Origin of the sequence: Rubritalea tangerina (assembly GCF_042683245.1) — a bacterium.
GTDB classification, from domain to species: Bacteria; Verrucomicrobiota; Verrucomicrobiia; order Verrucomicrobiales; family Akkermansiaceae; genus Rubritalea; species Rubritalea tangerina.
On sequence record NZ_JBHUJB010000022.1, the window covers coordinates 109,971 to 134,376 of the forward strand.

17 protein-coding genes are annotated in these 24,406 nt (G+C 52.2%); 5 read left to right on the forward strand and 12 right to left on the reverse strand.

From position 1 onward, the window contains the following. Nucleotides 1-95 precede the first annotated feature (95 nt). The 7 genes from ACFSW8_RS05730 to ACFSW8_RS05760 form a co-directional block, all read right to left on the reverse strand. On the reverse strand, nucleotides 96-617 hold the full coding sequence (locus ACFSW8_RS05730) for a hypothetical protein (protein WP_377086393.1): 522 nt from the start codon (nucleotides 615-617) through the stop codon (nucleotides 96-98). A 7-nt stretch (nucleotides 618-624) separates the two neighbouring features. Further along, entirely contained in the window at nucleotides 625-1,350 is a 726-nt protein-coding gene (locus tag ACFSW8_RS05735) for a hypothetical protein (RefSeq protein ID WP_377177681.1), read from the reverse strand. A gap of 112 nt (nucleotides 1,351-1,462) precedes the next feature. Further along, the gene (locus ACFSW8_RS05740) at nucleotides 1,463-2,608 is read right to left on the reverse strand and encodes a MalY/PatB family protein (RefSeq protein WP_377086389.1); all 1,146 of its coding nucleotides are present in this window, start codon (nucleotides 2,606-2,608) and stop codon (nucleotides 1,463-1,465) included. A gap of 63 nt (nucleotides 2,609-2,671) precedes the next feature. Further along, on the reverse strand, nucleotides 2,672-3,055 hold the full coding sequence (locus tag ACFSW8_RS05745; protein ID WP_377086387.1) for a DUF4870 domain-containing protein: 384 nt from the start codon (nucleotides 3,053-3,055) through the stop codon (nucleotides 2,672-2,674). Between the two features lie 63 nt (nucleotides 3,056-3,118). Continuing rightward, nucleotides 3,119-3,622, reverse strand: coding sequence for a DUF3592 domain-containing protein (locus ACFSW8_RS05750; RefSeq protein WP_377086385.1), 504 nt, complete (start codon nucleotides 3,620-3,622; stop codon nucleotides 3,119-3,121). Nucleotides 3,623-3,699: 77 nt separating this feature from the next. After that, on the reverse strand, nucleotides 3,700-6,198 hold the full coding sequence (gene secD / locus ACFSW8_RS05755; RefSeq protein WP_377177683.1) for a protein translocase subunit SecD: 2,499 nt from the start codon (nucleotides 6,196-6,198) through the stop codon (nucleotides 3,700-3,702). A gap of 166 nt (nucleotides 6,199-6,364) precedes the next feature. Continuing rightward, the gene (locus ACFSW8_RS05760; RefSeq protein ID WP_377177685.1) at nucleotides 6,365-7,291 is read right to left on the reverse strand and encodes a hypothetical protein; all 927 of its coding nucleotides are present in this window, start codon (nucleotides 7,289-7,291) and stop codon (nucleotides 6,365-6,367) included. A gap of 137 nt (nucleotides 7,292-7,428) precedes the next feature. Between ACFSW8_RS05760 and ACFSW8_RS05765 the strand changes: the two genes are divergently transcribed. Then, the gene (locus tag ACFSW8_RS05765; protein ID WP_377086377.1) at nucleotides 7,429-10,467 is read left to right on the forward strand and encodes an Ig-like domain-containing protein; all 3,039 of its coding nucleotides are present in this window, start codon (nucleotides 7,429-7,431) and stop codon (nucleotides 10,465-10,467) included. A 47-nt stretch (nucleotides 10,468-10,514) separates the two neighbouring features. Here ACFSW8_RS05765 and ACFSW8_RS05770 read toward each other — a convergent pair whose 3' ends face one another. The 4 genes from ACFSW8_RS05770 to gltB form a co-directional block, all read right to left on the reverse strand. Next, a complete protein-coding gene (locus ACFSW8_RS05770; protein WP_377086375.1) occupies nucleotides 10,515-11,258 on the reverse strand; it encodes a PEP-CTERM sorting domain-containing protein in 744 nt (247 codons plus the stop codon). Nucleotides 11,259-11,429: 171 nt separating this feature from the next. After that, complete coding sequence (locus ACFSW8_RS05775) at nucleotides 11,430-12,398, reverse strand: DUF4091 domain-containing protein (protein WP_377177687.1); 969 nt, start codon at nucleotides 12,396-12,398, stop codon at nucleotides 11,430-11,432. A gap of 1,136 nt (nucleotides 12,399-13,534) precedes the next feature. Then, nucleotides 13,535-13,738, reverse strand: a complete 204-nt coding sequence (locus tag ACFSW8_RS05780; protein ID WP_377086368.1) for a hypothetical protein — start codon at nucleotides 13,736-13,738, stop codon at nucleotides 13,535-13,537. A gap of 279 nt (nucleotides 13,739-14,017) precedes the next feature. Then, nucleotides 14,018-18,646, reverse strand: a complete 4,629-nt coding sequence (gltB, locus tag ACFSW8_RS05785) for a glutamate synthase large subunit (protein WP_377086366.1) — start codon at nucleotides 18,644-18,646, stop codon at nucleotides 14,018-14,020. Between the two features lie 324 nt (nucleotides 18,647-18,970). On the opposite strand from gltB, the gene ACFSW8_RS05790 reads away from it, so the two are divergent. The 4 genes from ACFSW8_RS05790 (at nucleotide 18,971) to ACFSW8_RS05805 (ending at nucleotide 23,306) form a co-directional block, all read left to right on the forward strand. Beyond that, on the forward strand, nucleotides 18,971-19,663 hold the full coding sequence (locus ACFSW8_RS05790) for a YggS family pyridoxal phosphate-dependent enzyme (RefSeq protein ID WP_377086363.1): 693 nt from the start codon (nucleotides 18,971-18,973) through the stop codon (nucleotides 19,661-19,663). Nucleotides 19,664-19,717: 54 nt separating this feature from the next. Then, nucleotides 19,718-20,014 (forward strand): DUF971 domain-containing protein, encoded by a 297-nt coding sequence (locus ACFSW8_RS05795; protein ID WP_377086361.1) that lies wholly within the window; start codon nucleotides 19,718-19,720, stop codon nucleotides 20,012-20,014. 99 nt (nucleotides 20,015-20,113) lie between these two features. Continuing rightward, entirely contained in the window at nucleotides 20,114-21,649 is a 1,536-nt protein-coding gene (locus ACFSW8_RS05800; protein WP_377086357.1) for a cell division protein FtsZ, read from the forward strand. Between the two features lie 160 nt (nucleotides 21,650-21,809). After that, nucleotides 21,810-23,306, forward strand: coding sequence for a sulfatase (locus ACFSW8_RS05805; protein ID WP_377086355.1), 1,497 nt, complete (start codon nucleotides 21,810-21,812; stop codon nucleotides 23,304-23,306). Between the two features lie 69 nt (nucleotides 23,307-23,375). Here the strand turns inward: ACFSW8_RS05805 and ACFSW8_RS05810 are convergent, their stop codons facing one another. Further along, nucleotides 23,376-24,305, reverse strand: coding sequence for an NAD-dependent epimerase/dehydratase family protein (locus ACFSW8_RS05810; RefSeq protein ID WP_377177689.1), 930 nt, complete (start codon nucleotides 24,303-24,305; stop codon nucleotides 23,376-23,378). Nucleotides 24,306-24,406: the final 101 nt, after the last annotated feature.

Here is a 24,406-nt window from a genome sequence, read left to right on the forward strand (position 1 = left end):
ACAGGGCTACTTGAGAAATGGCTCAGCGACTTATCCCCTGGGGAATGAATGGGAAGAGGTATGTGAGGTGCTCAGGTTGAGCTACAGGTGAGCGGCTATTCGACAGGGACGGACTTGCGATAGCACGCTCGGTAGATTTTCTTCTCTCCGCCTTGAAGGTGGCTGTAATTTGAGTACCAGACATTGCCTTGGTCGTCCCACTGGAGGAAGAATGTGAGGGATCCTTTGTGTTCGGCACTAGACTCGAGCATTTCGAGCTCAAGCATATAGTTTTCTTGCTTGAGCACTTTGACGGGGATGTTAGCGATATGGTCTACGAACCAGATGCTCTGGCCATCGAAGGTGAATTGAGATTGGCTGGCTTGAAGCGAGGCGAAGTAGCCCTTCGTTTCGTCGTCCAGGTCTTGTTGGCTATTGAGCCATTTGCGGGAGAGTTCGTGCTGGATGTTAAAGGTGCCTAGGAGTTGGTCGGGCAAACCACTGGCGTGGAGTTTGGTGCCGATCACTTCCGTTCTGCTGCTGAGTTGCTTGACCTCTGGGTGTCTCGATTCAAGCAAGAAGATCGCCCCAAAGTAGGAAGCGATACAGAGAACGACAGTGATGATGTTGCGTAGCATGGGTGAATTAGAAGCTTACGGCAAAATAAATGCCCCCGTGGAGGCTATCTCGGCCGAGGTCTTTATTGTCTAGGAGAATGGAGGTGCCGACATAGGGGCTGATAGAAACCATTTGGTTGATGTTATAGGTGTAGCTGACTTTAGCGAAGAAGTCATTGAAGCCGCTACGAAGGTAGTACTTATCGACGAAGCTAACACCACCATTAAGGTTGATGTAGGAATCATCGTTGAGGCGGAAGTAGTAGTGTGCAGCAAGGTTGCTGTACCAGCCTTCAGCTCCAGTGTCATAGGCAACGCGCCCCGCGATGTCGAATTCGCGTGTGAAGTGGTAGATGGCGGCAGCTTCTATATTGGTACCACTTTCAAAGAAGGTGTTGGAGTAGGATCGGTAGGTGCCAGAGAGTGAGAGAGTGAGCAGGTCAAAGTCCTTGCGTAGGTCCGCCAGAAAGCCTGCTTCAGTGAAGTCGCCGTCACCGACTTCCGCGCCGTACCAGGCAGCAGCATTGAGGTAGGTGGTATTATTGAAGGCAAGTTGGCTGCCAAGCTGGAAGTCGAGGGCGTCTTGAGCGAGGATGAAGCCTCGGTAGTTATACTCAGTGCGGTACTGGGTAACGGCTTCGATACCGTAAGGGATATCATTGATGGCACTGGCACCTCGTGGGTTCGCGCCGTGGGCTTGGTGTAAGCTGAGGAGGGAGAGGCTTACGGCAAGAGCTATCAGTGATTTTTGCATGTGTAGGAAAGGGAGTGCCGATTGGCATACTAGAACTATCAAAGCTCTGAGGTGTCTGTCAATCGGCCAGTGTTGGTTGGCACCACGCCAACTGCTTCAATCACACGTCTTGTTAGCCTTTATATTGGGTGAGGGCGATTTTGATTTTATCGAGCCCTTCAAGAATTCGGGAGTGTGGGCAACCGTAGTTAAATCGGAAGTGGCCTGGAGCCCCAAAGGCGGTACCATCATTGACCCAGACTTGGGCATGGTTTTCGATGACTTGGGCTGGGTGTTTAATCCCAGCAGCGCGGGTGTCGATGAGAGCGAGATAGGTGGCTTCGATGTCAGGGATGTAGCAATCGGTGAGCTCATTGCGTACGAAGTCGGTGACCGTGTCGCGGTTTTTTCTCAGGTAGCTGAGGAGTTCTTGGCGCCATGGTTCACCGTGTTTATAGGCTGCTTCAGCGGAGTAGAACGCGAGGCAGTTAATCTCTGAGAGTGTGTGGCCACGTGTGTCGCAGAATGTTTTGCGGGTTTCAGGGTTCTCGATGACTGCGAACGCGTAGCCCATTCCAGCGATGTTGTATGTTTTACTGGGTGCTTGGAGTACGATGAGTTTCTGGCGTAGGTGTTCTGCGAGGTGGAGGGCCGAGAAGAAGGGTTGGTCGTCTTCGTTGAATACGAGGTCGCAGTGGATTTCATCTGAGACGAGGACGAGGTCGTGGCGTGCACAGAACTCGGCGACCTTGATAACTTCTTCTTTCGAGAAATTGCGACCGAGCGGGTTTTGTGGGTTACAGAGGATGAAGACTTTGGTTTTTGGGGTGACCTGGTTTTCCATGGCGTCCCAATCGAAGGTCCACTTACCATCAACAAAAACGTGTGGGATAGCGATGGTCTCGATATTGGCATCCTTACCGACGTGCAAGAAGGGATAGTATACGGGGGTGCAGGTCATGAGTGCATCACCAGGATGGGTGAAACCACGCGCCGAAAGTGACAATGCGGGAACGAGGCCACCTAAGTGGACTATGGAGGATTCTGCGATAGTGGCTCCATGGCGGTCATTCAGGTAGCCAATAACTGCTTCATTGATACCATCGTGGGCTTGAGCGTAGCCGAGGACTCCGTGTGAGAGGCGCTGTTGGATGGCATCTAGGATGCAATCAGGAGAGGCAAAATCCATGTCGGCGACCCAAAAGGGGTCGAGCTCTGGGCGTCGGTCCCATTTGATAGATCCAGTACCGCGACGGGTGATGATGGTGTCAAATTGCATGCAAGGATCATGTGCGGGATCCGTGCTATGTCAAACGCAAGCGAAGTGGGGGTGTGTAATTCCTTACTTTATGAACCTGATAGTGCATGGGTATCTGTAAGCAATGCCTTCGTTAGATTTGATGGCAGCCATGACGGTACAGAAAATATTGAGTGCGAGTATGGCAAGTAAGCCGAGGTATCCGATGACGAGGAGGCAAAGGATGACGCTGATGACTGCATAGAGAAAGAGAGAGATCTGGAAATTGAGTGCTTCTTTCGCTTGGTCTGCAGTGAAGGGCATGCTGTCCTTTTTGATTTGCCAGATGAGGAGGGGGGCAATGATATTCGCGAACGGGATGCAGCTCCAGCCTAGGAATGTTGAGAGGTGGGCGCCCATAGCCCAAGTTCTTTCGTCTTTATTGGGATTGGATGGAGTGGGGGTGGTCGGTTCAATAGTATTTGTCATGGGGCAAGCATAGCGTGGGGGCAAAGGGGGCGACCATGGTACAAACTGGGGGATTTTATAGCGCTACTTTCCTTGTTTAAGGCGTTTCGCATTGCGCGCAATGAGGCTGAGGCCGATGAGCATGAGTGTGGCGCTGATGAGATAGGAAACCCATGGTGGTGTGCTGGTTAGATTGATGGGTATACTTTCATGGGGTCGTAGGGGGTTGGCGCGAAGTTTGATTGTGTCGTTAGCTTGTAAGCCGTTGAAGGCTTCTTGCGCCTGGGCTTCTGAGCTGAAGGATGTGGGTGAGGTGAGGCGGCCGAGGTATTCTTTGCCTTCGACTTGGTAGGAGTAATGGAGGGTGACTTGATATGCAACGGCTTGTGGGGTACTTGCTTTTTTGTGGCCCTTAGGTCGGTTGGATGGGACTTCTATGATGTTGCGCTTGGATATGGCCCCACTGACGGGTGTCCATGACTTAGCGTAGCCAAGAGCATTTTGTGCATTGAGTTCTCGTTGGAGTGACCAAATACCTGCGCCTAGGAAGGCGATGCCTAGGACGAGTGGAAGTAAGAATTTTGGCATGTTAGTAATGGCTAGAGATAAAAAAAGCGTGGCGCCAATGTGATGGGGCCACGCTGTAAAAGTTAAGTTCGAATGGTTTAGACGCCGGCTGGGTTAATTTCTGATTCGAGTTCCGATTCGAGAACTTCACGGCGGAGGTTAATTCCGCGCGCTTTACTGAAGATGTAGACGATCGGGGAAGCGATGAAGATCGAGGAATAGGTACCGACGACGACACCGATCATGATTGTGAATGAGAATGCCTTGAGTGCGGCACCTCCGTAGATGTAGAGAACGAGTACGGAGACGAAAGTGGTTACCGAGGTGATAATGGTTCGTGAGAGTGTGCTGCTGATGGCGGCATTCATGATGTCACGGACATCTCCACGCTTGGTCTTGAGGTTTTCCCGGAGGCGGTCAAAGACGACGATGGTGTCGTTGATGGAGTAACCTGCGATTGTGAGGAAGGCGCCCACATGGATGAGGGAGAATTCCTGACCTGAGAGGACGAGGATGCCGAGTGTGATGAGAATATCGTGCACTAGGGCGAGGAAGGCACCAAGAGCGAAGGAAAATTCAAAGCGAAGTGTGATGTAGATCAAGACACAGAAGATGCCGAGGCTGAGGGCCCAAATGGCATTTTCGAGGAATTCACCACCGAGCGTGGGGCTGACTTCTGACTGGGAAGCTTCGACAACGAAGTCTTCGCCAGTGGCGATGCCTTCTGCTAGGTCAGAGGATTGTTCTTTTTTCTCATTGAAGCCCGGGATGCCTTCACGAATGGCTGCGACGCAGGCATCCGCATCTTCACGGCTGGTTTTGATGGTGAGGAAGGCATTGCCGGTGGCTGGCTGCTCAATTTGTGCGGTGGCCACTTTTTCTGTTTGTACGCCATCGAGGATGGATTGTGCTTCGCTGCGGGTGACATTTTGTCCGGCAGGGATTTCGAAGCGGGTGACGGAGCCACCGACGAAGTCGATACCGAGGTGGGAGTCACCTTTGACACCGAGGGCGACCATGCCACCGACGATCATGACACCGGAGAGTGTGAATGCGAGCTTACGCTTACCGAGGAAGTCGATGGCTTTCTCGGGGATGAGGTTCATGAATTTGACCTTCTTGAGGATGCCAGTGTCTTCACTCCAAGCGAACATGACGCGGGTACAGAGGAGTGCAGCGAGGAGGGTTCCGAGGATACCCATAGTGAGAGTGACTGCGAAGCCTTTGACTGATCCTGTTGCTTTCCAGAAGAGGATCATTGCTGTGAGCAAGGTGGTGATGTTGGCATCAAAGATGGCGGAGAATGCCTTTTCGTAGGCTGCCTTGATGGCGGCGTGAACGGACTTGCCGTTGCCGAGTTCTTCACGCATACGCTCGTAGATCAAGACGTTGGCGTCGACTGCAACACCGATGGTAAGGATGATACCTGCAATACCAGGAAGGGTGAATGAGGCATTAAAGAGCGCCATGGCTCCGAAGAGAATGAGAACGTTCAGGAGGAGGCCGATGATGGCTACGATACCGGAGTAGCGGTAGTAGAGGAGAACGAAGACGACGGTGAGTGCAAGGCCCGCGAGGCCCGCATTGATACCCTGCTTGACAGTGGCTTCACCGAGTGTGGCTGAGATGGTGCGCTTATCGATGATCTCGATGTCATTTTCCATGGGGTTTGAGAGCCCTTTGGAGAGTTCCTCACATTCTTGGATGTCATCGAGGCCGCTGATGACGAAATTTTTACCGAGGACATCAGCATTGAGGACGGCGTCGTTGATGACTTTGCCGTCAAGGACACTGACGATGTGGTCTTTGCGAGCAGTGAGTGAGCTGGTGAAAGTCTTCATGTCTTCGGCACCTTGAGATGTGAGCTCGATGAAGACTTGGGTGTTTGACTGGCGGTCAGGCCAGGCGCGAGCGACCTCTTTACCAGTGAGGCCTGGACGGCGTGCTACGAGCACGTGACGGGTGCCGATGATCTCGCCATTTTCATTTTTAACTTCTTGAGGGAATGCCTTGTAGCCAGGGATTCTTTCTTGGCCGGAAGCGACGAGTTCAGCGAGTTGGGCTGACTGTGGGTGGCGCTTATGGATGGTAAGTTTGGCGGTTGTTGTGAGAATTTTCTCGAGAGCTTCTGCGTCAGCTGGGTCGATTTTTGGGATTTGGATTTCGATGCGGTTGCCCTGCACTGTGACTGGGGCATCGAGAGTTCCGGATTCGTTGAGTCGGCGTTCGAGGATCGTCTTAGCGGTATCCATGGCCGTAGGGGTGAGAGGGATGACCTCACCAGTGGTGTCATCGACATTGGGTTTCACTTCGATGATGAAGGCTGTACCACCCACAATTTCGATACCGCCTTGGAGGTTATGTGCTTCGCTGAGTTTTTTCTCACCGGAGAAGACCTGCGCGAGGTTAGAAGGAGAGACGATAGCAAAGAGTGAGAATAGTGCGATGAGGAGAACGATGGATGAGCCAACGTTTCGCTTCACTCTGTCTTTGTCAGTTGCGAGGTACCAGAAGAGCAGAACGAGGATGGCAACTCCTGAAAAGAGCACCATGGTGGTGTCACTGCTTGGTGAGGATGCGAGGAATGGATGTGTCATATGAATATGCTTCTGCAATTTGCTAGGACAACCTGAAGCTGTCATCAGCGGTGCCAATTTTTAAAATTGGTCGGAAGTTCATGAACTTGTTTTGGCCCTGCGTCAATCGCTAGTTGTGCAAAATCCAGTATCAGCTCAAGGAGTGGAGGAGAAGAGGGGGGATGGCTCAGTCGAGACGCGCACCTTTGAGGCCACTTTTTCGGAGATAGGATTCGTTATCGAGTTGTTGGCCGCGGGTGGAGAGGAGCTGGAGGTTGTATCGTCCGCTGGTATCGGAATAGGTATGGAATTCGACTTTGGTATTTGGAGGGACTGAGCGGATAGTGAATGGGGTGGCATAGGTGCGGGAGCGAACCTCAGCATAGACATTGCTGTAGGCCGTGACTTTGAGGCGCTTGCGGCCATTCGAAGAGGAAACGACGCGAACCTTTAGGTTGCCACGTGGGGATACAGCCTTTTTCTTGGGCGACTGGGTCTCAGGTGGAAGGGGTTTGCTAGCTACTTTTTTGGGAGTCGAGCTTGGTTTCCGGGCCGAGTTCTGGGGAGGAGTTATGTTTTTTGAGTTTTCCTCAAACTCCAGAAGAGCTGCTTCTGGGTCGTACTTGCAGGCGCGTTGGATTTTGCTAGGTAGCTTGCTATAGGGGATGGTTCTAGCACCGTGTTGGTGACGGATGGTAATGCCTTGGGCGTCGGCATCGAGGACTTTCACGTTTGTGTAGCTTGTATCATCTGGGAGATTGAGTTCATCAAATTCGGTACCGACGAATGCTCTACAGGCCTCGCGTCTGGAATGTTCTTTGAGTCGAGCGAATTCAGCGGCTTTTTCGGCAGCTTTTCTTTCTTCGGCTTGTTTTTGTTCGAGTTCGAAGGCGAGGATTTTAGCGGCGAGTTCTTTTTCTCTCTCGATTTTAAGCTGAGCTTGAGCTTGAGCTTCGGCGCGTTCTTTTTCGAGTTCTTTATGGCGTCTGAGGACGAGCTGGCGTTCTTCTTCTTTGAGTTCTTGGGCTTCACGTTCAGCCTTTTTAGAATCATCGCAGGATGAGGCAAGAAGGGTGAAAAGAATGATGTAGGATGTGTTTCGCAGCCAATTCATGGGAAAACGACTCTGATTAGAGGGAAGGTGGCGCTTCTTAATGTTTGTCACCTTGTTAGACCAGCAAAAATGTGTGTGTTTAGTGGGGGATGGGATGCATTTGTTAACGATTTTCGATCTGGTTGCATTCTCTTGGTATGAGTGGGCGATTAAAAAAAGATGTCAGGACTGTGGAGGAAGTGTCCTATGAGGTGATGAGAAAGGTATTTTTGATGGTGGTGGCGGTGGTCTTGTTGGGAATGAGGGGGCATGCTGAGGTGATGGGTGTGCTTGAGCAGCCGAGCAACTTCGACAGATCGAGTTACAGTACATATATCGACTACGGGGTTGATTTAGCGAGCCAAGATTATGTGGTGCGTTTGCCAGCCAATTATGATCCGCAGAAGCAATATGGATTGATAACTTTTATCAATTCGACGAAGAGTGGTGGTCCGAAGGGAGCTTGGACGAGTGTCTTGGATGAATTAGATTTGATATGGGTAGGTGGGACGAACATCAACAATAGTGTGGATCCGAGGTATCGGAGAGGTGTGGCGATGATGGGGGCATTTCGAGCCATGGAGAAATATAACATTGATCCTGAGAGAGTATACACGATGGGCTCCTCTGGTGGGGCGAGGGCTGGGATGGCATTGGGCTTCATGCGTCCAGATGTGATCAAGGGAGTTATCTCTAACGTCGGGATTGTGTTTCCGGAGGACTTACCGGATAAATTTATCATTGATGATCGCAATGGGGATCGGGACTACTACGAGTATGGTTCTTGGAGTTTTAATCTGAGTGCGATCCGGCCCTTGGCGCATCAAGCGAGTACTCGGTTTGCCTTGATGTCCTACTATACGGACTATCGAGTGGATGAGACATTGAATTGTTTTCACCTAGGGATGGTGAATCATGGCAATCAGGCGAAGCAGATCATTCGGCCAGGGGCCCACGGGGGGAGTGATACGGGGGGATTCAGAGATGCGATTCATTTTATCGAGCATCCACAGCTCTTGGTTGTGTCTGATCAGTTTGATAACTCTGCTCCTGCAGATGCAGGTTCTGGCGGGGAAGGCTGGACGATAGAAACGAGTGGAGGAGGAAGTGTGGAGGAAGTGAGTTCAGGGAGTGGAGCGACAGCTCAGGGATATTTGCGCCTTACACCGAATGGAGGCAAGGCAGCTGTATGTTCGTTGGAGAAGCGACCGTGGTTTGACGTCTATGGTGGGATTTTGGATTTTTCACTCAGGCCCAGCGATGCTGGAGTGGTTGGGCAGGTATTTGATTTTAGTCTTGAGGCTGAGAGTGGGGAGCTTTTGCGCTTAGCAGTGAGTCGGCCCGAAGCTGGTAAGAAGGAAGCGAGGTTTTATATTGATTCAGTAGGCGGGCAAGAGAAGGAGGTATTTCGTTTAGTGTTTGACGATGGGGATGAGCCGAGTGGGCGGAATGCGAGTGATCCCTCGTATTTTGGGCCGAGTGCGTATGTTGGAGGGAAAGAGGTTTTTCGTGGATTGGATGTGCGCGTGGAAGTATGGGATAGTTCGTTTCAGATCACGTTTGGCCAGGATATTGATAGATCGGAGTTCACACCGGCGCATGCTTCGACTGTCTTACTGAAAGATCAACGTACGGTCACTGGGAGGTGGGCTGAGGTCGGGTTGACGAATGATGCGGCGAGCTTCAATGGTAAGAATGTAAGGCTCAAGTTAGAGGCTGGAGGGGCAGACGGATGGGATGTTGATTTTGTGGAATGGATGGCGGGGTCTGAGGAGGTGGAGCAGGCGAGTCTTCAGCTGGAGGATGATAAGGCTGTTCTATTTGTTCCAGAGTTTGATAGTATTTTGATAGATGTCCTGGCAAATGATCAGCTGATAGAGTCTAATGGAGCTTTGAGTCTGGTAGCTGTGGATGGAGCTCAGAATGGCATAGTTTCTATTGAGGGTGGGCAGGTACGCTATACTCCAAACGAAGGGTATTTTGGGAATGAGACGATCATGTATACCGTAAGTGGAGGTGGGGAGAGCGGTATGGCAAGGGTGAGCGTTGAGGTGTTTGATAGCAATTTGGGCAACGTGTTTACTGATTTTGGGGCGAGTGAGGGAAATATTTGTGATGCCACTAACTGGAGAGATGGGTTGCCTGGTGGGGGGAATCCGGGAGTGGTGACGCGCAGTGCTTTTTGGTGGCCTGGAGAATCTTTGGTGGCTCCTGGAACTGGGAGTACATCTGCGGGGGCGAACCTGATGAGTGGCTATGTCTTTGATGTTTTGGGCACTGCTGAGATGCCATTAAGTTTTATGCAATCTGCGGATTTCATTCCTGAATGGAAAGATTGTGAGATTGGCTTTGAGCATGTCACGGTAAGTGTGCGCTCGGGTAGGGTCTTGAGGCTTTCGGGGACTAGTGAGGTGAGAGTTGGGATAGGGGCTTTAGTTGAGTTGGGGGCTGGAAAGAATATTGAGTACCAAAATGACGGGGAGGGTGCTGCGCACTTGGTCATTGTGGGGGGGACGGTACGTTGTGAGACCTTGGGGTTAACCACAGATAATCGAGAACTTCCGATTGTGAGTTTTGGGTTGGGCCAGGGGGAGCTGAATTTACAGGAGGTGATTGATTTTACCGGGGATGAAAATACGTACATTGATTTTCTGAGAGGATCGGGAGGGAGGCTGAGCATTGCTGCGGCGGACTTGACGTACTATGAGGGGCTTTGGGCAAATGGCAACTTGCGGATCAATGGCTTGGCGCGTTCTGAGCTTGAGGGGGCACCAGCTCTGGGTGCGTTTTTCTCCTACAGTGGAGGTGTACTTGAATTGCGCGACCTATATGCTGAATGGCAGCAAGTGGCATTCACGAGCGCAGAGATTGCAGCGGGAGATGCGGCTCCTAGCGCGGATGTGGATGGCGACCGCTTGAGTAACTTGAGCGAGTACGCCTTTGGTCTTGATCCCAAAGTAAGCAATATCTTGCCAATAGAATCAGGCGTTGAAAATGGGGTGTTTTATCTGACCCTAGCTCAGCCAATGGAGCGTGTGGACGTGAGTGTGGTTGGTCAGGAATCTGAGGACTTAGTAGACTGGGTGTCAGTTCCTGCTGTGCGAATGGGGGATGGGGGAGATGTGCTGAGAGTGGAGAGCTTGCTGGGTGAGCGTCGATTTTTACGTTTTCAAGTACGCGGGCGCTCAGAGGAGTGAGTTTTGGCACCCCAAACGGATGGGATGCCAACGGTAGAAGAGTGTGGTTAGGCTTTCTTGCGACTTCTACGGAGGAGAAGTGAGCTGGCTCCGATGGCGAGGCAAGCAAGTGAACTTGGCTCAGGCACGGATGCGACCGCTGAGGCGTCGACACGGAATTCACCTAATCCCACTCGGTCGCCCCCTTGTCCAGCGCTCGGGTTACCGAAATGGTTGTCTGTGATGGTGAGTTGGATGTACCGTGCTGTGGTGTTAGAAGCACTAAATGTTTGCGAAGGAATGCGTCCGATTCCTGGAGCGTTGAGTTCAACGGCGTTTAGGAGGTTGAGTGTGGTGGCGCTGCCAGTGAAGGCGGCATTGCCTTCGGCTTCGGTGTTATAGCGTACTTCAATGGTTTTCGCATTATTGGCGACATCGACGCCTGCGATAGATCCTGAATTTTGGTACTGCCAGAAGATGAGGTTTTGCACATCGTAGTCTTGGCCGAGGTCGAAGACGAGAATGGGGGCAAGGCCACCTGATGCGAAGTAGTCTGAGTTTTGACCACCTGGGTCGTTGGTTGTCCACGATTGCTCGAAACCTAGATTGTAGTCGTGTGTCGCCGACTGAGCTGATGCTAGTGAGTCTCCAGCATTGACGGGGGTGTTTAGGCCACTGCTGTTGAGCAATTGTAGGGGCGTGGCTGTGAGATAGCTATAGGGGGAGGAGCTACCGGCTACATATGATGTATCGACGATGGCGGCTGAGGCGCAGGATGCGGTTAGAGCGAGGAGTAATGATGTTTTCTTCATTTTTGCTTTTTGTGTGTGCGTGCCCAGCACCATGCAGGTTTGCCATGTGTGATTGGCTACTTATGCTGGGCGACGGAAGTCCTAACATCTACGGGGTGGAAGAATCTTGGCAATTTGTCTCAAATTGTTAGCAGCTTGTCTCTGGAGGGTGAGGGTGGCTTACTTAACTTGTTAGAGAGTGAGGTCGAGCATGAGTTTGGTGCGTGCTTCTCGGTATTTCGATAGATCTAGTTGGTGTTGTTTTGGTGCGATGATGAGTTCGTTGAAGATGGTTTGAGTCTGCTTAGGGCTGCGCTTTTTAAGCTCCAGGAGCATGGCTGCGTCTTCAAGTCCGAGGCGGTGGGCGCTAAGGCGTACCGAACTGAGTGGGGCGTGGTTTATTTTAGAGGGGTAGATGACGTGGCTATCGCCGGGTGGGAGGAAGTTACGGGATGGTCCAGTTTTGTCATCGAAGCGGGGGGAGGTGACGCGGAAGGGGTCTGTTTGTTTTTGGTAGTGGTTGAGCCCCCAGTGGAGGTAGCCTGAGAGGTTATCATGAACGATGAGCCATTTGAGTAGGACTTGGCGGGTGCGTTCTTGGTCTAGCAAGCGATTGAGGGCTGCGCCACCTGGTGAGAGGCAGGTGTAGATCCAGACTTGTTCACCGGCTTTGATGCGTTGTTGGAAGAAGTCGCGGTGTTTGTAATAGATGTCGAGTTGTGGGCACCAAATATCGACTGAGCCAACCAGCTCGGTGGTACAGTGTGTGGCATCGAACACGGGGGCTTCGGGGAAGAGCTCGTGGACGAGCTTTGCGACAGCGACATAGTCTTGTGCGTGGACTGAGAGGGGCTCGTCGCTAATATGTTGATAAATATTGCCCTTAAATTTGTGGCGCTTTGTGAAGTGGCGAATGGCGGCTAGTTGTTGTTTGAGAATTGAGCGGCCTTCTGGGGAGGTGACGCGCTTTTTTCCAAGCTGGGTGACGAGGTGTTTGGCGGACCAATGACCATTTTCACGGGTAGCAAGGTGACCAAGTTCGACTTGTGTGAAGCCTGAATCAAGGAAGAGCTTGGTGAAGCGATCGAGCTTATCGTTGTCGACGGTGAGTTTGAGTGCGTCATCGAGCGACATGAAGTGGCTCCATGGGATCCAGAACATATTTGTCCTTCTGCGCGCATGAGCTCAGCGGCTTGGGCGAGGGTGTTCCAGTGGGCTTCGCTCCACATTTTAGAGTTGTGGTAGCTAGCGAAGTTACTGACTGAGAACCAATTTGTGTAGCCGATTGTGGGTGAGGGGAGCTGTAGGTCAGCGACCTTGACGGTCCACTGAATGTCTTTTTCCCAGCTGCCGGAGCGCAGTTTGATGGTTTGCTCTAATGTAGGGGAGGAATAGTCGGTGGGGATGGTGATTTCGCATCGGAGAGCAAGTGTGCCGGCATGGTTAGAAAGGGCCTTATTTTCACTCAATGGTTGGATTGCGTCGTAGATTTCGAATGGAGCGCGGCGGACGACATGGGGATTGAACTTGCCATCAATGAGTTCAGTTCTGGTCTTAATTCCAGTATTTTGTGTGACTTTCACTGGCAACAGCTCAGCGCAATGGGTGGCTGTATTTGATGGGGTGATCGTGACTGCGTCGTTGGCGGCTACACGCTTCACTAGCAGGTGGACGACAGCTTTGCCGCCGCGTGGGACGAAGCTTGAGAAGTGTGGCTTGTCTTCGCTGACTTCTGAGTCTGGGTAGAGCGGGGTGAGTTCATCAAATGTTGCTACCTGTTGGGCGCGGAGTTGGGAGAGCGCTGTAAAAATGAAAGCGAGGAGGAGTGTGGTAGTGGTCTTCATAAATGTTGGGGATGCAATCATACTACGCATGATCTTATGGAGAATTTCAAAGATCTCTGGCATAGAGTATTTGCTATAGGGGGCGTGGCAGGGAAAGTGAACTGAAGGTGATTTACAGTTACACGCCGCGTGTCACTGCTTCATGTTTCGCGGATATTTTGAATAAGTATGCTTCGGTGATGAAGCTGCTGTCGCTCGCGACCAAGATGGGAACTTGGTTGTGCTGATTTCTGCGAGGGGCATGGGCTCTATTCTGCACGATCGCAATGAGCATCTCGAGTTCTGTGATACTGTGGGGGAACTAAGCAAAAGACAAAGCCGCATGGAGTATTAGGTGCGGTTTTTTGTTGTGTGGGGAGGCGTAAAAAAATACCCACGCATCTCAGAATAGAAGAGAAGCGTGGGTATGTATTCACCTAATCGCTATGACTAGGCTTTTGTTTTAAAGGGTAATTAGCCTTTGAGGGACTCAGTCACCTTCTTAGGGTACTTAAGAAGTGCACGCACTTCGTTTGACTGCATTGCTGCAACTTTAGCTTCGTCCACGCCGAGAGCAACGAGGCGGCGGCGTTGTGCTTTAACACGCTTAGCACGTGCGCCAGCTGATTTTGTAGGACGGCTAAGGTGCGCGTTACGCTGTTGAATTGTCTTGGACATAATAGTGTTCAGATTTGAGTTAAAAATGGAAAGAGCTGCCTGACTGAAAAGATCCGATCAGCTCCGCTTGGCGCGAGTGGTAGACGATCCGCTGAGATCAGTCAACTTGAAACCAACTCTGGGATTCTCTAATGCTTTCTCTTAGTTGAGGAAGTGGCCCTCTGATGTTTTTTTAGGATAGGCGGAGCCGGCCTATTGAGGAGGGTTGAGAAACACAAAAAAAGCCCGCGGGATTTCTCCTCGCGGGCTTTAGTTTAAATTGCTGTTAGCAGATTCGAATTATGCTTTCGGGGTGGAAGCTGCTTCGTGTTGTTCTTCAGCTGCTTCGAGAGCTGCTTTTGTTTTTGGAAGAACGCGGATGAGCTTCTTGCAGGTCTTGTTCCAGTTTTCGAGGAGGCGTTTTGCCTTTGGAGAACCGGTGAGTTCTGCGTGGTCTTCGATGAGAGCTTTTGCTTCAGCGATGTCCTGCTCGCGCTTGATAGGAAGTGCGACCACCATTTCAGTGTTGATGCGGGACTGGAAGCGACCGTCTTCGTCGAGGACGTAAGCTGTACCACCGGACATACCTGCACCGAAGTTCTGACCTGTGGTGCCGAGGATCACGATGAGACCATTGGTCATGTATTCACAACCGTGGTCACCCACGCCTTCGACTACTGCCTGAGCACCGGAGTTACGTACACCGAAGCGCTCACCTGCTTTACCGTTGAAGAATGCGCGACCGCCAGTAGCACCGTAGAGACAGGTGTTACCCACGATGGAGTTTTCTTCAGCGACGAGCTGTACGCCGTTGTGTGGTCTCACAGTGATGCGGCCACCGGACATGCCCTTACCAACGTAGTCGTTACCTTCACCGAAGACATTGATCTGAATGCCGTGGCTGAGGAAGGTGCCGAGGGACTGGCCAGCGGAACCAGTGAAGTTGAGTACGATGGAGCCGCATGGAAGACCTTCTCTACCGAACTTCATTGCGACTGCACCGGAAGTGCGTGTGCCGAGGTTACGGTTGGTGTTCACGACCTTGTAGTCGAGAGTGATTGGGCCACGGTCAGCAAGCTCGGAGAAATCGGAGATGTTCTGCTGGGACTTGATGTCCTCGATGATCTGAACGTCGAGTTCTGGCTTGTGGATACCGTCGTTGCGCTCGTCGACGTTGATGCGAGAAATTTCGCTTGGGTCGATCTCGAATGCGCGAGCAGTCTCGTCGATCACGTCCTTAAGAACTGGGGAGAGATCGAGTGAGTTTGCTTTCGGGTGATCTGGAACGATGCGCTGCTTGAGGAATTCTGGGCGACCGATGAGGTCATCGAGCTTGCGGATACCGAGCTGCGCCATGATCTCACGAGCTTCTTGGGCAACGCCGTTGAAGAAGTTGATGACCATTTCAGGAGTTCCCTTGAACTTGGAACGCCATTTCGGATCAGTAGTAGCAACACCGACTGGGCAGTTGTTGAGGTGGCACTTACGTACGTAAACACAACCCATGGCGATCATTGCAGTGGTACCGAAGTTGAACTGCTCAGCACCGAGGATCGCTGCTGCGACGATGTCCTTACCATTCTTCATGCCACCATCTGTACGGAGGGTGATCTTGGAACGGAGGTTGTTGAGAACGAGCGTCTGCTGAGCTTCAGCGAGACCGAGTTCCCATGGAAGACCTGTGTGCTTGGTGGAGGAGAGCGGGGAAGCCGCAGTACCACCGTCGTGACCAGAGATGAGGATGTTGTCCGCATCAGCCTTCGCTACACCAGCTGCGATAGTGCCAACGCCCGCTTCGGAAACGAGCTTCACAGTCACCTTCGCGTACGGGTTCACTTCTTTGAGGTCGTGAATGAGCTGTGCGAGATCTTCAATAGAGTAAATGTCGTGGTGCGGTGGTGGGGAAATGAGCTGCACGCCTGGCTGCGTGTTACGCAGGCGAGCGATGATGCCATTTACCTTGTGACCAGGAAGCTGGCCACCTTCACCTGGCTTCGCACCCTGAGCCATCTTGATCTCAAGTTCGTCAGCATTGACGAGGTAGTGTGCGGAAACACCGAAGCGGCCAGATGCGATCTGCTTGATGGCAGAACGAGCGAGGTCGCCGTTCGGGTACTTGTCGAAACGGATTGGATCTTCACCACCTTCACCGGAGTCGGACTTCGCGCCGATGCGGTTCATTGCGATCGCGAGAGTTTCGTGTGCTTCTGGGGAGAGCGCACCCATGGACATCGCCGCAGTAGTGAAGCGTGTGCGGATGTTCTCGATCGGCTCTACTTCGTCGAGTGGGATTGGGCCGCCTTCAGATGGTACGAACTCAAGGAGGTCCTTGATGGTGATCGGGTGAGTATCGAGAGTTGCTTTAACGTAATCTTCGTAGTCTTCCGCCTTACCTGACTTCACGTAGGTGTGGAAGTTCTTGATCACGTCAGTGGTGAGAGCGTGGCGCTCACCGGACTTACGGTAACGGTTGTAACCTGGGTCACCGAGTGGAAGTGGTTCTTCAATCGCTACGCCGCTTTCAAGGATGTCCTTGTAAGCTGCCTTGTGACGGATGATGGACTCTTCTGCGATTTCTTCGAAGCCGATGCCGCCGATGCGGGAAACACAGCCTGTGAAACAGAGATCGATAACATCGCTGCCGATACCCACTGCCTCGAAGATCTGAGCGCCCTGGTAGGAGTTGAGTACGGAGATACCCATCTTGGACATAATCTTGAGGAGACCTTTTTCAAGTGCCTTGCGGTAGTTGGTCATTGCCTTCTCAGGAGTCATGCCTTCGCCGAGCTTGCCCTTCTTGTCGTTTGCTACGACCTGACGGACTGTTGCGTAACCAAGGTATGGGCAAACTGCTGTCGCACCGAAGCCGAAGAGCATTGCCACTGTGTGGGTGTCACGAGCTTCAGCGGTCTCCACAACGATGGAAGCACGCATGCGCTTCTTCACGCGGTTGAGGTGGTGGTGCACAGCACCTGTGATCATGAGAGCTGGGATAGCAACGCGCTCGATGCTCGCTGCTTTATCGGAAAGGATGAGGACGTCGATGTCTTCGTCGACTGCCTTTTCTACTTCTGCACAGACAGCTTTCACAGCGGCTTCGAGGCCAGCTGCGCCTTGGGAGAATTCCCAAGTGGTGTCGATGATGCGGTTAGAGAAACCGTGGTCGCCCATTTCCTTGATGCGATCCATTTCCTGCTCGAGGAGGATTGCGGACTCAAGGTTGAGAACGCGTGCGTGCTCTGGAGTTTCACCGAGAAGGTTCTTCTCAGCACCGAGACCAGCAGCGAGGGACATGACTGCCCACTCGCGGATCGGGTCGATCGGTGGGTTGGTTACCTGAGCGAAGAGCTGCTTGAAGTATGTGTAAAGGAGACGTGGGTAGTTCGAGAGAACTGCGAGTGGGATGTCACAACCCATGGAGAAGACTGCTTCTTGAGCTCCCTTGATCATTGGTGGGAACACCATGTCGAGTTCTTCCTCAGAGATCGCATTTGCGAGCTGCATACGGGAAAGTGTGACGTCGTCGTAGTCTTCCGCTGGGACTGTTGCTTCGTGGGAAACGTAGTCCTTGAGCTGAACTTGGTTTTCGTCCACCCAGAGGCCGTAAGGAGCCTTCTTCGCGAGACGCTCTTTGACTTCCTTGTCGAGCTCGAGCTCGCCAGTTGCTGTGTTTGCAACCATGGTCTGACCTGGTCCGAGGCGGCCTTTCGCGATTGCCTTGGATTCTTCACACTCGATGCAACCGATTTCGGAACCCACGTAGAGAAGGCCGTCTTCGAAGAGTGCGTAGCGGGATGGGCGGAGACCGTTACGGTCGAGGCCTGCACAGATCTTTGTGCCGTCTGTGAATACGAGACCAGCTGGGCCGTCCCATGGCTCTGCGAAGGAGCTGTGGTACTGGTAGAAGTCGAATACCTCTTCAGAGATTTCGTTGTCGTTCTTGTATGCTGGTGGCACGAGCATGCACATGGAGTGCTCGATCTCGCGGCCAGAAAGTGTGAGAAGCTCGAGGCAGTGGTCGAGTGACGCGGAGTCAGACTCGTTGTCCTTCACGAGGTTTTTCACGAGGTCGACATCGTCGCCCCAAACATCGGAGGAGAAGAATTCTTCACGGGAGCTCATCCAGTTGCGGTTACCACGAACGGTGTTGATTTCACCGTTGTGCGCCATCATGCGGAATGGCTGACCGAGTGGCCACGCTGGGAAAGTGTTTGTGGAGAAACGCTGGTGGTATACTGCGATTGCTGTCTCGAAGTCAGGGTTCTGCATGTCGAGGTAGAACGCACGGAGCGTTGCAGGCATTGCGAGACCCTTGTAGGAAATGAGACGAGCGGAAAGTGTTGGGATGTAGAAGTCAGCTACATCTGCAGTTGCTTGCTCAACAGTACGGCGCACGAGGTAGAGTTGACGCTCGAACTGAAGGTCTTCCCAGCCAGATGGCTTGGAAACGATGAGGTGCTGGATGTCAGGGCAGGACTTCTGTGCCTGCACACCGAGTTCGTCCTTAGCAACTGGAACCTGGCGCCAGCCGATGAAGGTGATGCCGCGCTCAGCGAGTGTCTTCTCAGTGAGGTCCTTGATCTTCTGACCTGCTTCCGCGTCGTTGTTTGGAAGGAAGAATACACCTACACCGAGGTCGTCTGCATTTTCTACAGTAGCACCGAGCTTTTCAGCTTCTTGCTTGAAGAGCTTGCGTGGGATTTGGGAAAGGATACCAGAGCCGTCACCAGTTTTCATGTCGGCATCGACACCACCACGGTGGGTCATGTTGCAGACGGATTCGACTGCTTTATTGAGGATGTCGAAGGACGGAACGCCATTAATATTCGCAATTGCGCCCATGCCGCAGTTGTCGCGCTCGTTATTAAATGAGTGAAGTGAGCCGGTGCTGTCCGGAGTAAATCGTTGATCGTATGGGCTGGTCTTCATTTACTAATGATTGATGGTGAAAAGTTTAGGTGGCTGCGCGGCTGCGCTCTGCCCTTGCCTGTCGGCCGCTGAGGGCTGCAGGGCGGTGCATTTAAGATGCTTGATGCCTACTTGGGAAGCGTGAAATGCGGCAGCGTGTCAAATGTCACGTCAGTTTCGAGAAATGCAAGTGGCGGAGGTTGCCAAAATGTGGTTTACGGGTGTTCAGCCTTTAAGCTTGGTGAAATGGTTTACCTAGGCAGGGGTGATTATGGCTTCTAGAGATTTGGGGGGAACGCATGGGTTTGGGGTTGTGTTTTTTGTTTAGGAAATGAGGATGTGGGAATGACTGAGGTTGCAGAGAATTTGGCAGAGGTGCAGGGACGTGTGAAGGCCGCGGCTGAGCGGGCTGGACGAGATGAGGGAGCAGTGACTTTGGTGGCGGTCTCGAAGACATGGCCGGTGGCACATGTGCAGTTGGCCGTGGATGCTGGGCAACGGGTTTTGGGGGAGAATAAGTTACAGGAAGGTCAGGAGAAGATTCCGGCAATGGATCCAGGCATTGAGTGGCACTATATTGGGGGGCTTCAGCGCAACAAAGTACGCAAGGTTTTCGGTTTATTTAGTTGGGTGCACAGCATTGATTCTGTGAAATTGGCGCGTTATGCGGATGGGGTGGCTGCAGATATGGGGGTGAAGCCTAAGGTATTGCTTCAGGTGAATATTGGTGCGGAGCTGAGCAAGGGGGGCTTTGAGCTCGACGAGATCCGTGAGCACTTTGCAGAAGTTTTGGAGTTAGAGCATTTGGAGGTACGAGGCTTGATGTGTATTCCGCCGGCGGTGTCTGAGCCAGATCAGGCGCGTCCTTTTTTTCAAGCGATGGTCAGTTTACGTGATGAGCTTGTGGCAAAGCATGGAGTTGGCTTGCCTGAGTTGAGCATGGGGATGAGTGGCGACTTTGAAGTGGCCATCGAAGCAGGGGCGACCATGGTGCGCGTGGGAAGCTCCATTTTTGGGGCGAGAACTTACGGTGTGTGATTTCGGAGCACTCGCTGCTTGCTAGGGGCGGGTTGAGGCGCTAGATCCCTGGCTATGTTAAGTTTGGTGAATATCGCAAGTATAGGGGATGAGCTCGCTCTGGCTTGGAGTGATGGTCTGGAGAACTATATCAAGCACGAGGAGCTCAGAAGGGCTTGCCCGTGTGCTAATTGCCAAGGGGAACCAGATGCTTTGGGTCGGGTGGTAAAGCCGCCAGTGCATTATACCGATCAGAGCTTCACGCTCGTTCGCTATGAGAATATTGGTGGGTATGCGATTCAGTTTCACTGGGCCGATGGGCACGGGACGGGGATCTATAGTTATGAATACCTGAGGAAGCTCGGAGAGTAGCAGAAATCTAACTGGGGAAATCTGGTTGTGTTAGATTTTATCGGCTGGTCAAGCGCTGTCTGAAGTAGTAAAGATTGCTTAACTAATTTTTGAGTGACCATGATTGAATACCAGCGCGACCAACAGCAGACGATTCCAGATTCTCAGGTAAAGATAGTGGGTGTGGGGGGCGCTGGTTTGAACATGATCGACCGGGTGGCCTTGGATGGTATGCAAGGGGTGGAGTTGTTGGCATTAGCATCGGATGCGCGTTCGTTGACGAGTTCTGTGGCGTCTGAGAAGGTGCAGTTGGGGGCGAAGCTGACGATGGGCTTGGGATGTGGAGGAGACCCAGAGTTGGGTGGCCGTGCTGCGAAGGAGCAAGAGACTGAGATTCGCGATGCTCTGAGAGACCGGGATATGGTTTTTGTCTGTGTGGGCCTTGGTGGTGGGACGGGATCGGGAGCGGCTCCACTCGTGACACGCATAGCTCGGGAGATGGGGGCATTTGTCGTGGTGTTTGCCACGATGCCATTTGAATTTGAGGGGCGCCGTCGGAGGGAGCAGGCTGAGTCAGCATTGAATGAGATTTCAGTGATAGCGAATGCATTGGTGACTTTTGAGAATGCACGGATGGGCGAGTTAGTATTGGCGGCTCAGGGGATTCATGAGGCATTTGCGGCAGCTGACCGAATGATTTCTGAGAGCATTCAGGCCGTGACACGTTTGGTTGTGCGACCTGGGATTATCAATGTAGGCTTGGACGACTTGATGAGTTCATTGAATGCGACACGTTCACGTTGTTTGTTTGGATCGGGGATTGCGCATGGTGAGAACAGGAGTCAGGCGGCATTGCAAAATGCGCTTACCAGCCCATTGTTAGAGAAAGGGCGCTTGTTGAGAAACACGAGGACTGCGTTGGTGCACATTTGTGGCGGTGAGGGGATGACTTTGTTTGAGGTGGAGTTGTTGATGCGTGAGTTGAGCAAGCATGTGCCTGATGATGCGCACATTTTGTTTGGCGCTGCGGTGGATGCGAACATGGGAGATGGGTTGAGTGTGACGATCATTAGTTCACTGCCTGAGGACCAGCTTACGCAGCAAGAAGTTGTGGAGTCTGTGGTGGCTGAGCCTGAAGTGACTCCCGTTGTTGATGAGGTCGTTGTTTCAGAAAAAGTAGAAGAGGAGGTAGTGCCCGTTGTGGAAGTGGCGTCAGAGCAGGAAGAGGTTGAGGAGTCAGCGCCAGCAGCTGTGGAAGTGGTGAGTGAGGGGAACTTGCTAGATCGCTTAGAAGAGGTGGAAGAAGAACTAGAAGAGACTCTTTTCGAATCGGAAGGTGCTGAGTTGCCGGAGGTGAGTGAAGAGGTGGAGTTGTCCGAGTCACAGGAGGAGGTGGTTGAGGAAGTGATTGAAGCAGTAGAAGGTGAGGAACCACATGAGGAAGAGCCTGATGAGATGACGATGTTTGAAGAACTTGAGCGTGAGGTGGCGGATGATTTGATTGAGGAGGCTGTGAAATCGACGAAGGCGAGTAAAGCGGGCCAGGCTGAGTTAGAGTTAGATGGTGGACCACGAGGGAAATTCGAAGGGGAGGCTCCGAATTTAGTGGATGGTGAGGATTTAGATATCCCACCGTATTTGCGCAACAAGCGATAAGCGGAGCGTAGTGGTGTCCATTACTTCTCTGACACCACACTAGGCGATATTAGCCGCATTGAGGGCACTGTGATCGGATATGGATCATGGTGCTTTTTTTATAGTGTGTTTGGCGCAATATGAAATGATGATGCTGATTCTTTAGTGAGTTTGATAGATTATGAAGAAGTTACACAAACTGAGGCAAATGGGGAGAGGGTGGGCAATGTGCCGGGTTGGTTTGGCACTGGGGTTTATGGCAGGGGGAATATCGGTGGCGGGAGCGGGTGAGCGCCCGAATGTGTTGCTCTTGATGGTGGATGATTTGAACGACTGGGTGGGGTGTATGGGAGGGCACCCTAATGCCAAGACACCACACATGGACAGCTTGGCTGCGGAGGGGATGTTATTCATGAATGCGCATTGTCAGGCTCCACTCTGTGGTCCGAGCCGGGCCTCGATGATGTCAGGCTTATTGCCGACGACGACTGGGGTGTACGGGCAGGTTTCTGACAAGCATTTACGGCGAGGTGGAAAGGCGATACGCGAGGCTGTATTTTTGCCGGATTACTTTGAGCAACATGGCTACAAATCAGTGGGGGCAGGTAAGCTTTTTCACAATGGTGATGGGAATGGAGTGTTTGATGTCTATGGGCCGAAGTATAGTTTTGGTCCCAAGCCGAAACAGCGGATGGTTTATGATCCGAGTACGGTGACGGATTTGGGATCGACTTTGACGGATTGGGGGGCTTATCCCGATAGTGATGAGAAAATGTCTGATTATCGCGTTGCAGCTTTTGGGGTTGAGCAGTTAGGCAAGGAGCATGAGAAGCCATTTTTTATGGCGCTTGGATTTGCGAGGCCACACGTGCCGTGGCATGTTCCCCAGTCGTGGTTTGATCACCACCCGGTCGGGGAGATTGTTTTGCCTCATTATAAACGTGATGATTACGAGGATGTGTCGGAGTTAGCGCGTTTGGTGAATACGATGCCTGCGATGCCAACGGTGGAGTGGTTAGAGAAGCATGGTCAATGGAAGGAGATGTTACAGGCTTATCTGGCATCAACGACCTTTGTGGACGCACAGATTGGAAAGGTCTTGGAGGCCTTGAGGGCCAGCGCTTATGCTGAGAATACGATCGTGGTATTGATGTCTGATCATGGTTATCATTTGGGGGAGAAGAATCGGGTTGCGAAGCAATCGTTATGGGAGAGGTCGACAAAAGTGCCATTGATCATCTCGGTGCCAGGAGAGAAGGGGGGGAGGAAATGTGGAGCGGCTGTGGGGCTCATTGATCTCTATCCGACTTTGGTTGAGTTGAGTGGGCTACCTGGTCGTGAGGAGTTGGAAGGGGTGAGTTTGTGTCCCATGTTAGATGATCCTGAGAGAGTGTGGAAGCGAGGTGTGATCACAAGTTATGGTCCGGAACATCATTCGGTACGTACTGCTAGGTATCGCTATACGAGTTATGGATCAGGGAAAGCTCGTGAGTTTTTTGACCACAAAGTTGATCCTAACGAGTGGGAGAACCAGGTGGATGTTCCTGAGCAGGCAGCGCGCATCGTGGAATTAGAGAGAATGTTACCCAAAGGAGCTGCTGAGGGGCACCCGATAATGAAGATGCCAGTGAGTCTCTACGAGCTGAAGCAAAGAGGGAAATTGGGGGGGGAGAGGTGAGAGGTGAGAAGTTTTCAGTTTTCAGAAATCAGTGGGTGGGGTTATTCGGCTTTGACTTTGGTGACTTTGTTATTGGTGACGCTGAGGTTGAAGCGGCCGGGGCGGATGTGCTTGGGTCATGGTATGGATTGCCTCAGTGAGGGGGGTGCGTTGGGTGTTTGGAAAGTCGTTGAGGAAGGCGTGATCTATGAGTCCATTTGCGAAGGGGTAGCGCAATGGGGTGTGGTGGATGGAGGATTTGGGGAAGAGGGTGTTGAGGCTTTGGCAGATGGAACTGACATCAAGGGACTCACCTGGGAGGTTATAGCGGGCGAAGTGGTGTGGGCTGTGCAGTAGGGCTTGAGCGTGGTAGTGGCCGACATCTTCTGAGTAGTGGAAGTAGGTGGTGCCTCCGAAGGGGATAGTAAAGTCTTCACCATTGCTAGCTTTATAGATGGCGCTGGTGATGCCTGCGGTGGAGCCATCTGAGCCGCGGGTGGGGCCGTAGATGATTTGGGGTCTGAGGATGGTAGCGGGGAGGTTGTGGCTGTGGCTGTAGCATTCTACGAGTTGTTCAGCAGCGAGTTTGGTGGCGGTATAGGCATTGAGCACCTCAGTAGGGGCTGACTCATCGACAAATGCGTTGTCGTCGGGGACTTTATAGACCGCGGCTGTGCTGGTGAAGACAAGTCTTTCGACCTTGCCGTAGTGGCTGAGGGCTTCGAGTAAATTAGCGGTACCGTTGATGTTTACGGTGACAGCTTGTGAGGGATTCTTTTTGCAATCGGTGGTCCGCAGTGCTGCTGCGTGGAGGACGTGGGTGATTGCATGTGCCTCGAGTGCACTGTGGATGCTCTGTGGATCGAGAATGTCAGCTTGAACGTGGGTGACATTGGCGAGAGGGCTGAGTGGGCGATTGCCTCTAGAAAGGCTGACGACTTGGTGCCCGTCACGCAGCAAGGCTTTTGTTGTCTCGATACCGACGCAGCCAGAGCCCCCAACAATCAGAATAGTTGCCATGTTGTGGAGTGTGCAGTGAATGTTGGGCTTGGAAATAAAAAAGATAGAATGAGAAGAGAGGTGAGGCCGCGCCATGGTTGCTGGTAAGCTCATGGCTTATG

Coding starts and splice junctions, on each gene's coding strand:
- ACFSW8_RS05730 (WP_377086393.1), bottom strand. CDS start 617: ATGCTACGCAACATCATCACTGTCGTTCTCTGTATCGCTTCCTACTTT.
- ACFSW8_RS05735 (WP_377177681.1), bottom strand. CDS start 1,350: ATGCAAAAATCACTGATAGCTCTTGCCGTAAGCCTCTCCCTCCTCAGC.
- ACFSW8_RS05740 (WP_377086389.1), bottom strand. CDS start 2,608: ATGCAATTTGACACCATCATCACCCGTCGCGGTACTGGATCTATCAAA.
- ACFSW8_RS05745 (WP_377086387.1), bottom strand. CDS start 3,055: ATGACAAATACTATTGAACCGACCACCCCCACTCCATCCAATCCCAAT.
- ACFSW8_RS05750 (WP_377086385.1), bottom strand. CDS start 3,622: ATGCCAAAATTCTTACTTCCACTCGTCCTAGGCATCGCCTTCCTAGGC.
- secD (WP_377177683.1), bottom strand. CDS start 6,198: ATGACACATCCATTCCTCGCATCCTCACCAAGCAGTGACACCACCATG.
- ACFSW8_RS05760 (WP_377177685.1), bottom strand. CDS start 7,291: ATGAATTGGCTGCGAAACACATCCTACATCATTCTTTTCACCCTTCTT.
- ACFSW8_RS05765 (WP_377086377.1), top strand. CDS start 7,429: ATGAGTGGGCGATTAAAAAAAGATGTCAGGACTGTGGAGGAAGTGTCC.
- ACFSW8_RS05770 (WP_377086375.1), bottom strand. CDS start 11,258: ATGAAGAAAACATCATTACTCCTCGCTCTAACCGCATCCTGCGCCTCA.
- ACFSW8_RS05775 (WP_377177687.1), bottom strand. CDS start 12,398: ATGTTCTGGATCCCATGGAGCCACTTCATGTCGCTCGATGACGCACTC.
- ACFSW8_RS05780 (WP_377086368.1), bottom strand. CDS start 13,738: ATGTCCAAGACAATTCAACAGCGTAACGCGCACCTTAGCCGTCCTACA.
- gltB (WP_377086366.1), bottom strand. CDS start 18,646: ATGAAGACCAGCCCATACGATCAACGATTTACTCCGGACAGCACCGGC.
- ACFSW8_RS05790 (WP_377086363.1), top strand. CDS start 18,971: ATGACTGAGGTTGCAGAGAATTTGGCAGAGGTGCAGGGACGTGTGAAG.
- ACFSW8_RS05795 (WP_377086361.1), top strand. CDS start 19,718: ATGTTAAGTTTGGTGAATATCGCAAGTATAGGGGATGAGCTCGCTCTG.
- ACFSW8_RS05800 (WP_377086357.1), top strand. CDS start 20,114: ATGATTGAATACCAGCGCGACCAACAGCAGACGATTCCAGATTCTCAG.
- ACFSW8_RS05805 (WP_377086355.1), top strand. CDS start 21,810: ATGAAGAAGTTACACAAACTGAGGCAAATGGGGAGAGGGTGGGCAATG.
- ACFSW8_RS05810 (WP_377177689.1), bottom strand. CDS start 24,305: ATGGCAACTATTCTGATTGTTGGGGGCTCTGGCTGCGTCGGTATCGAG.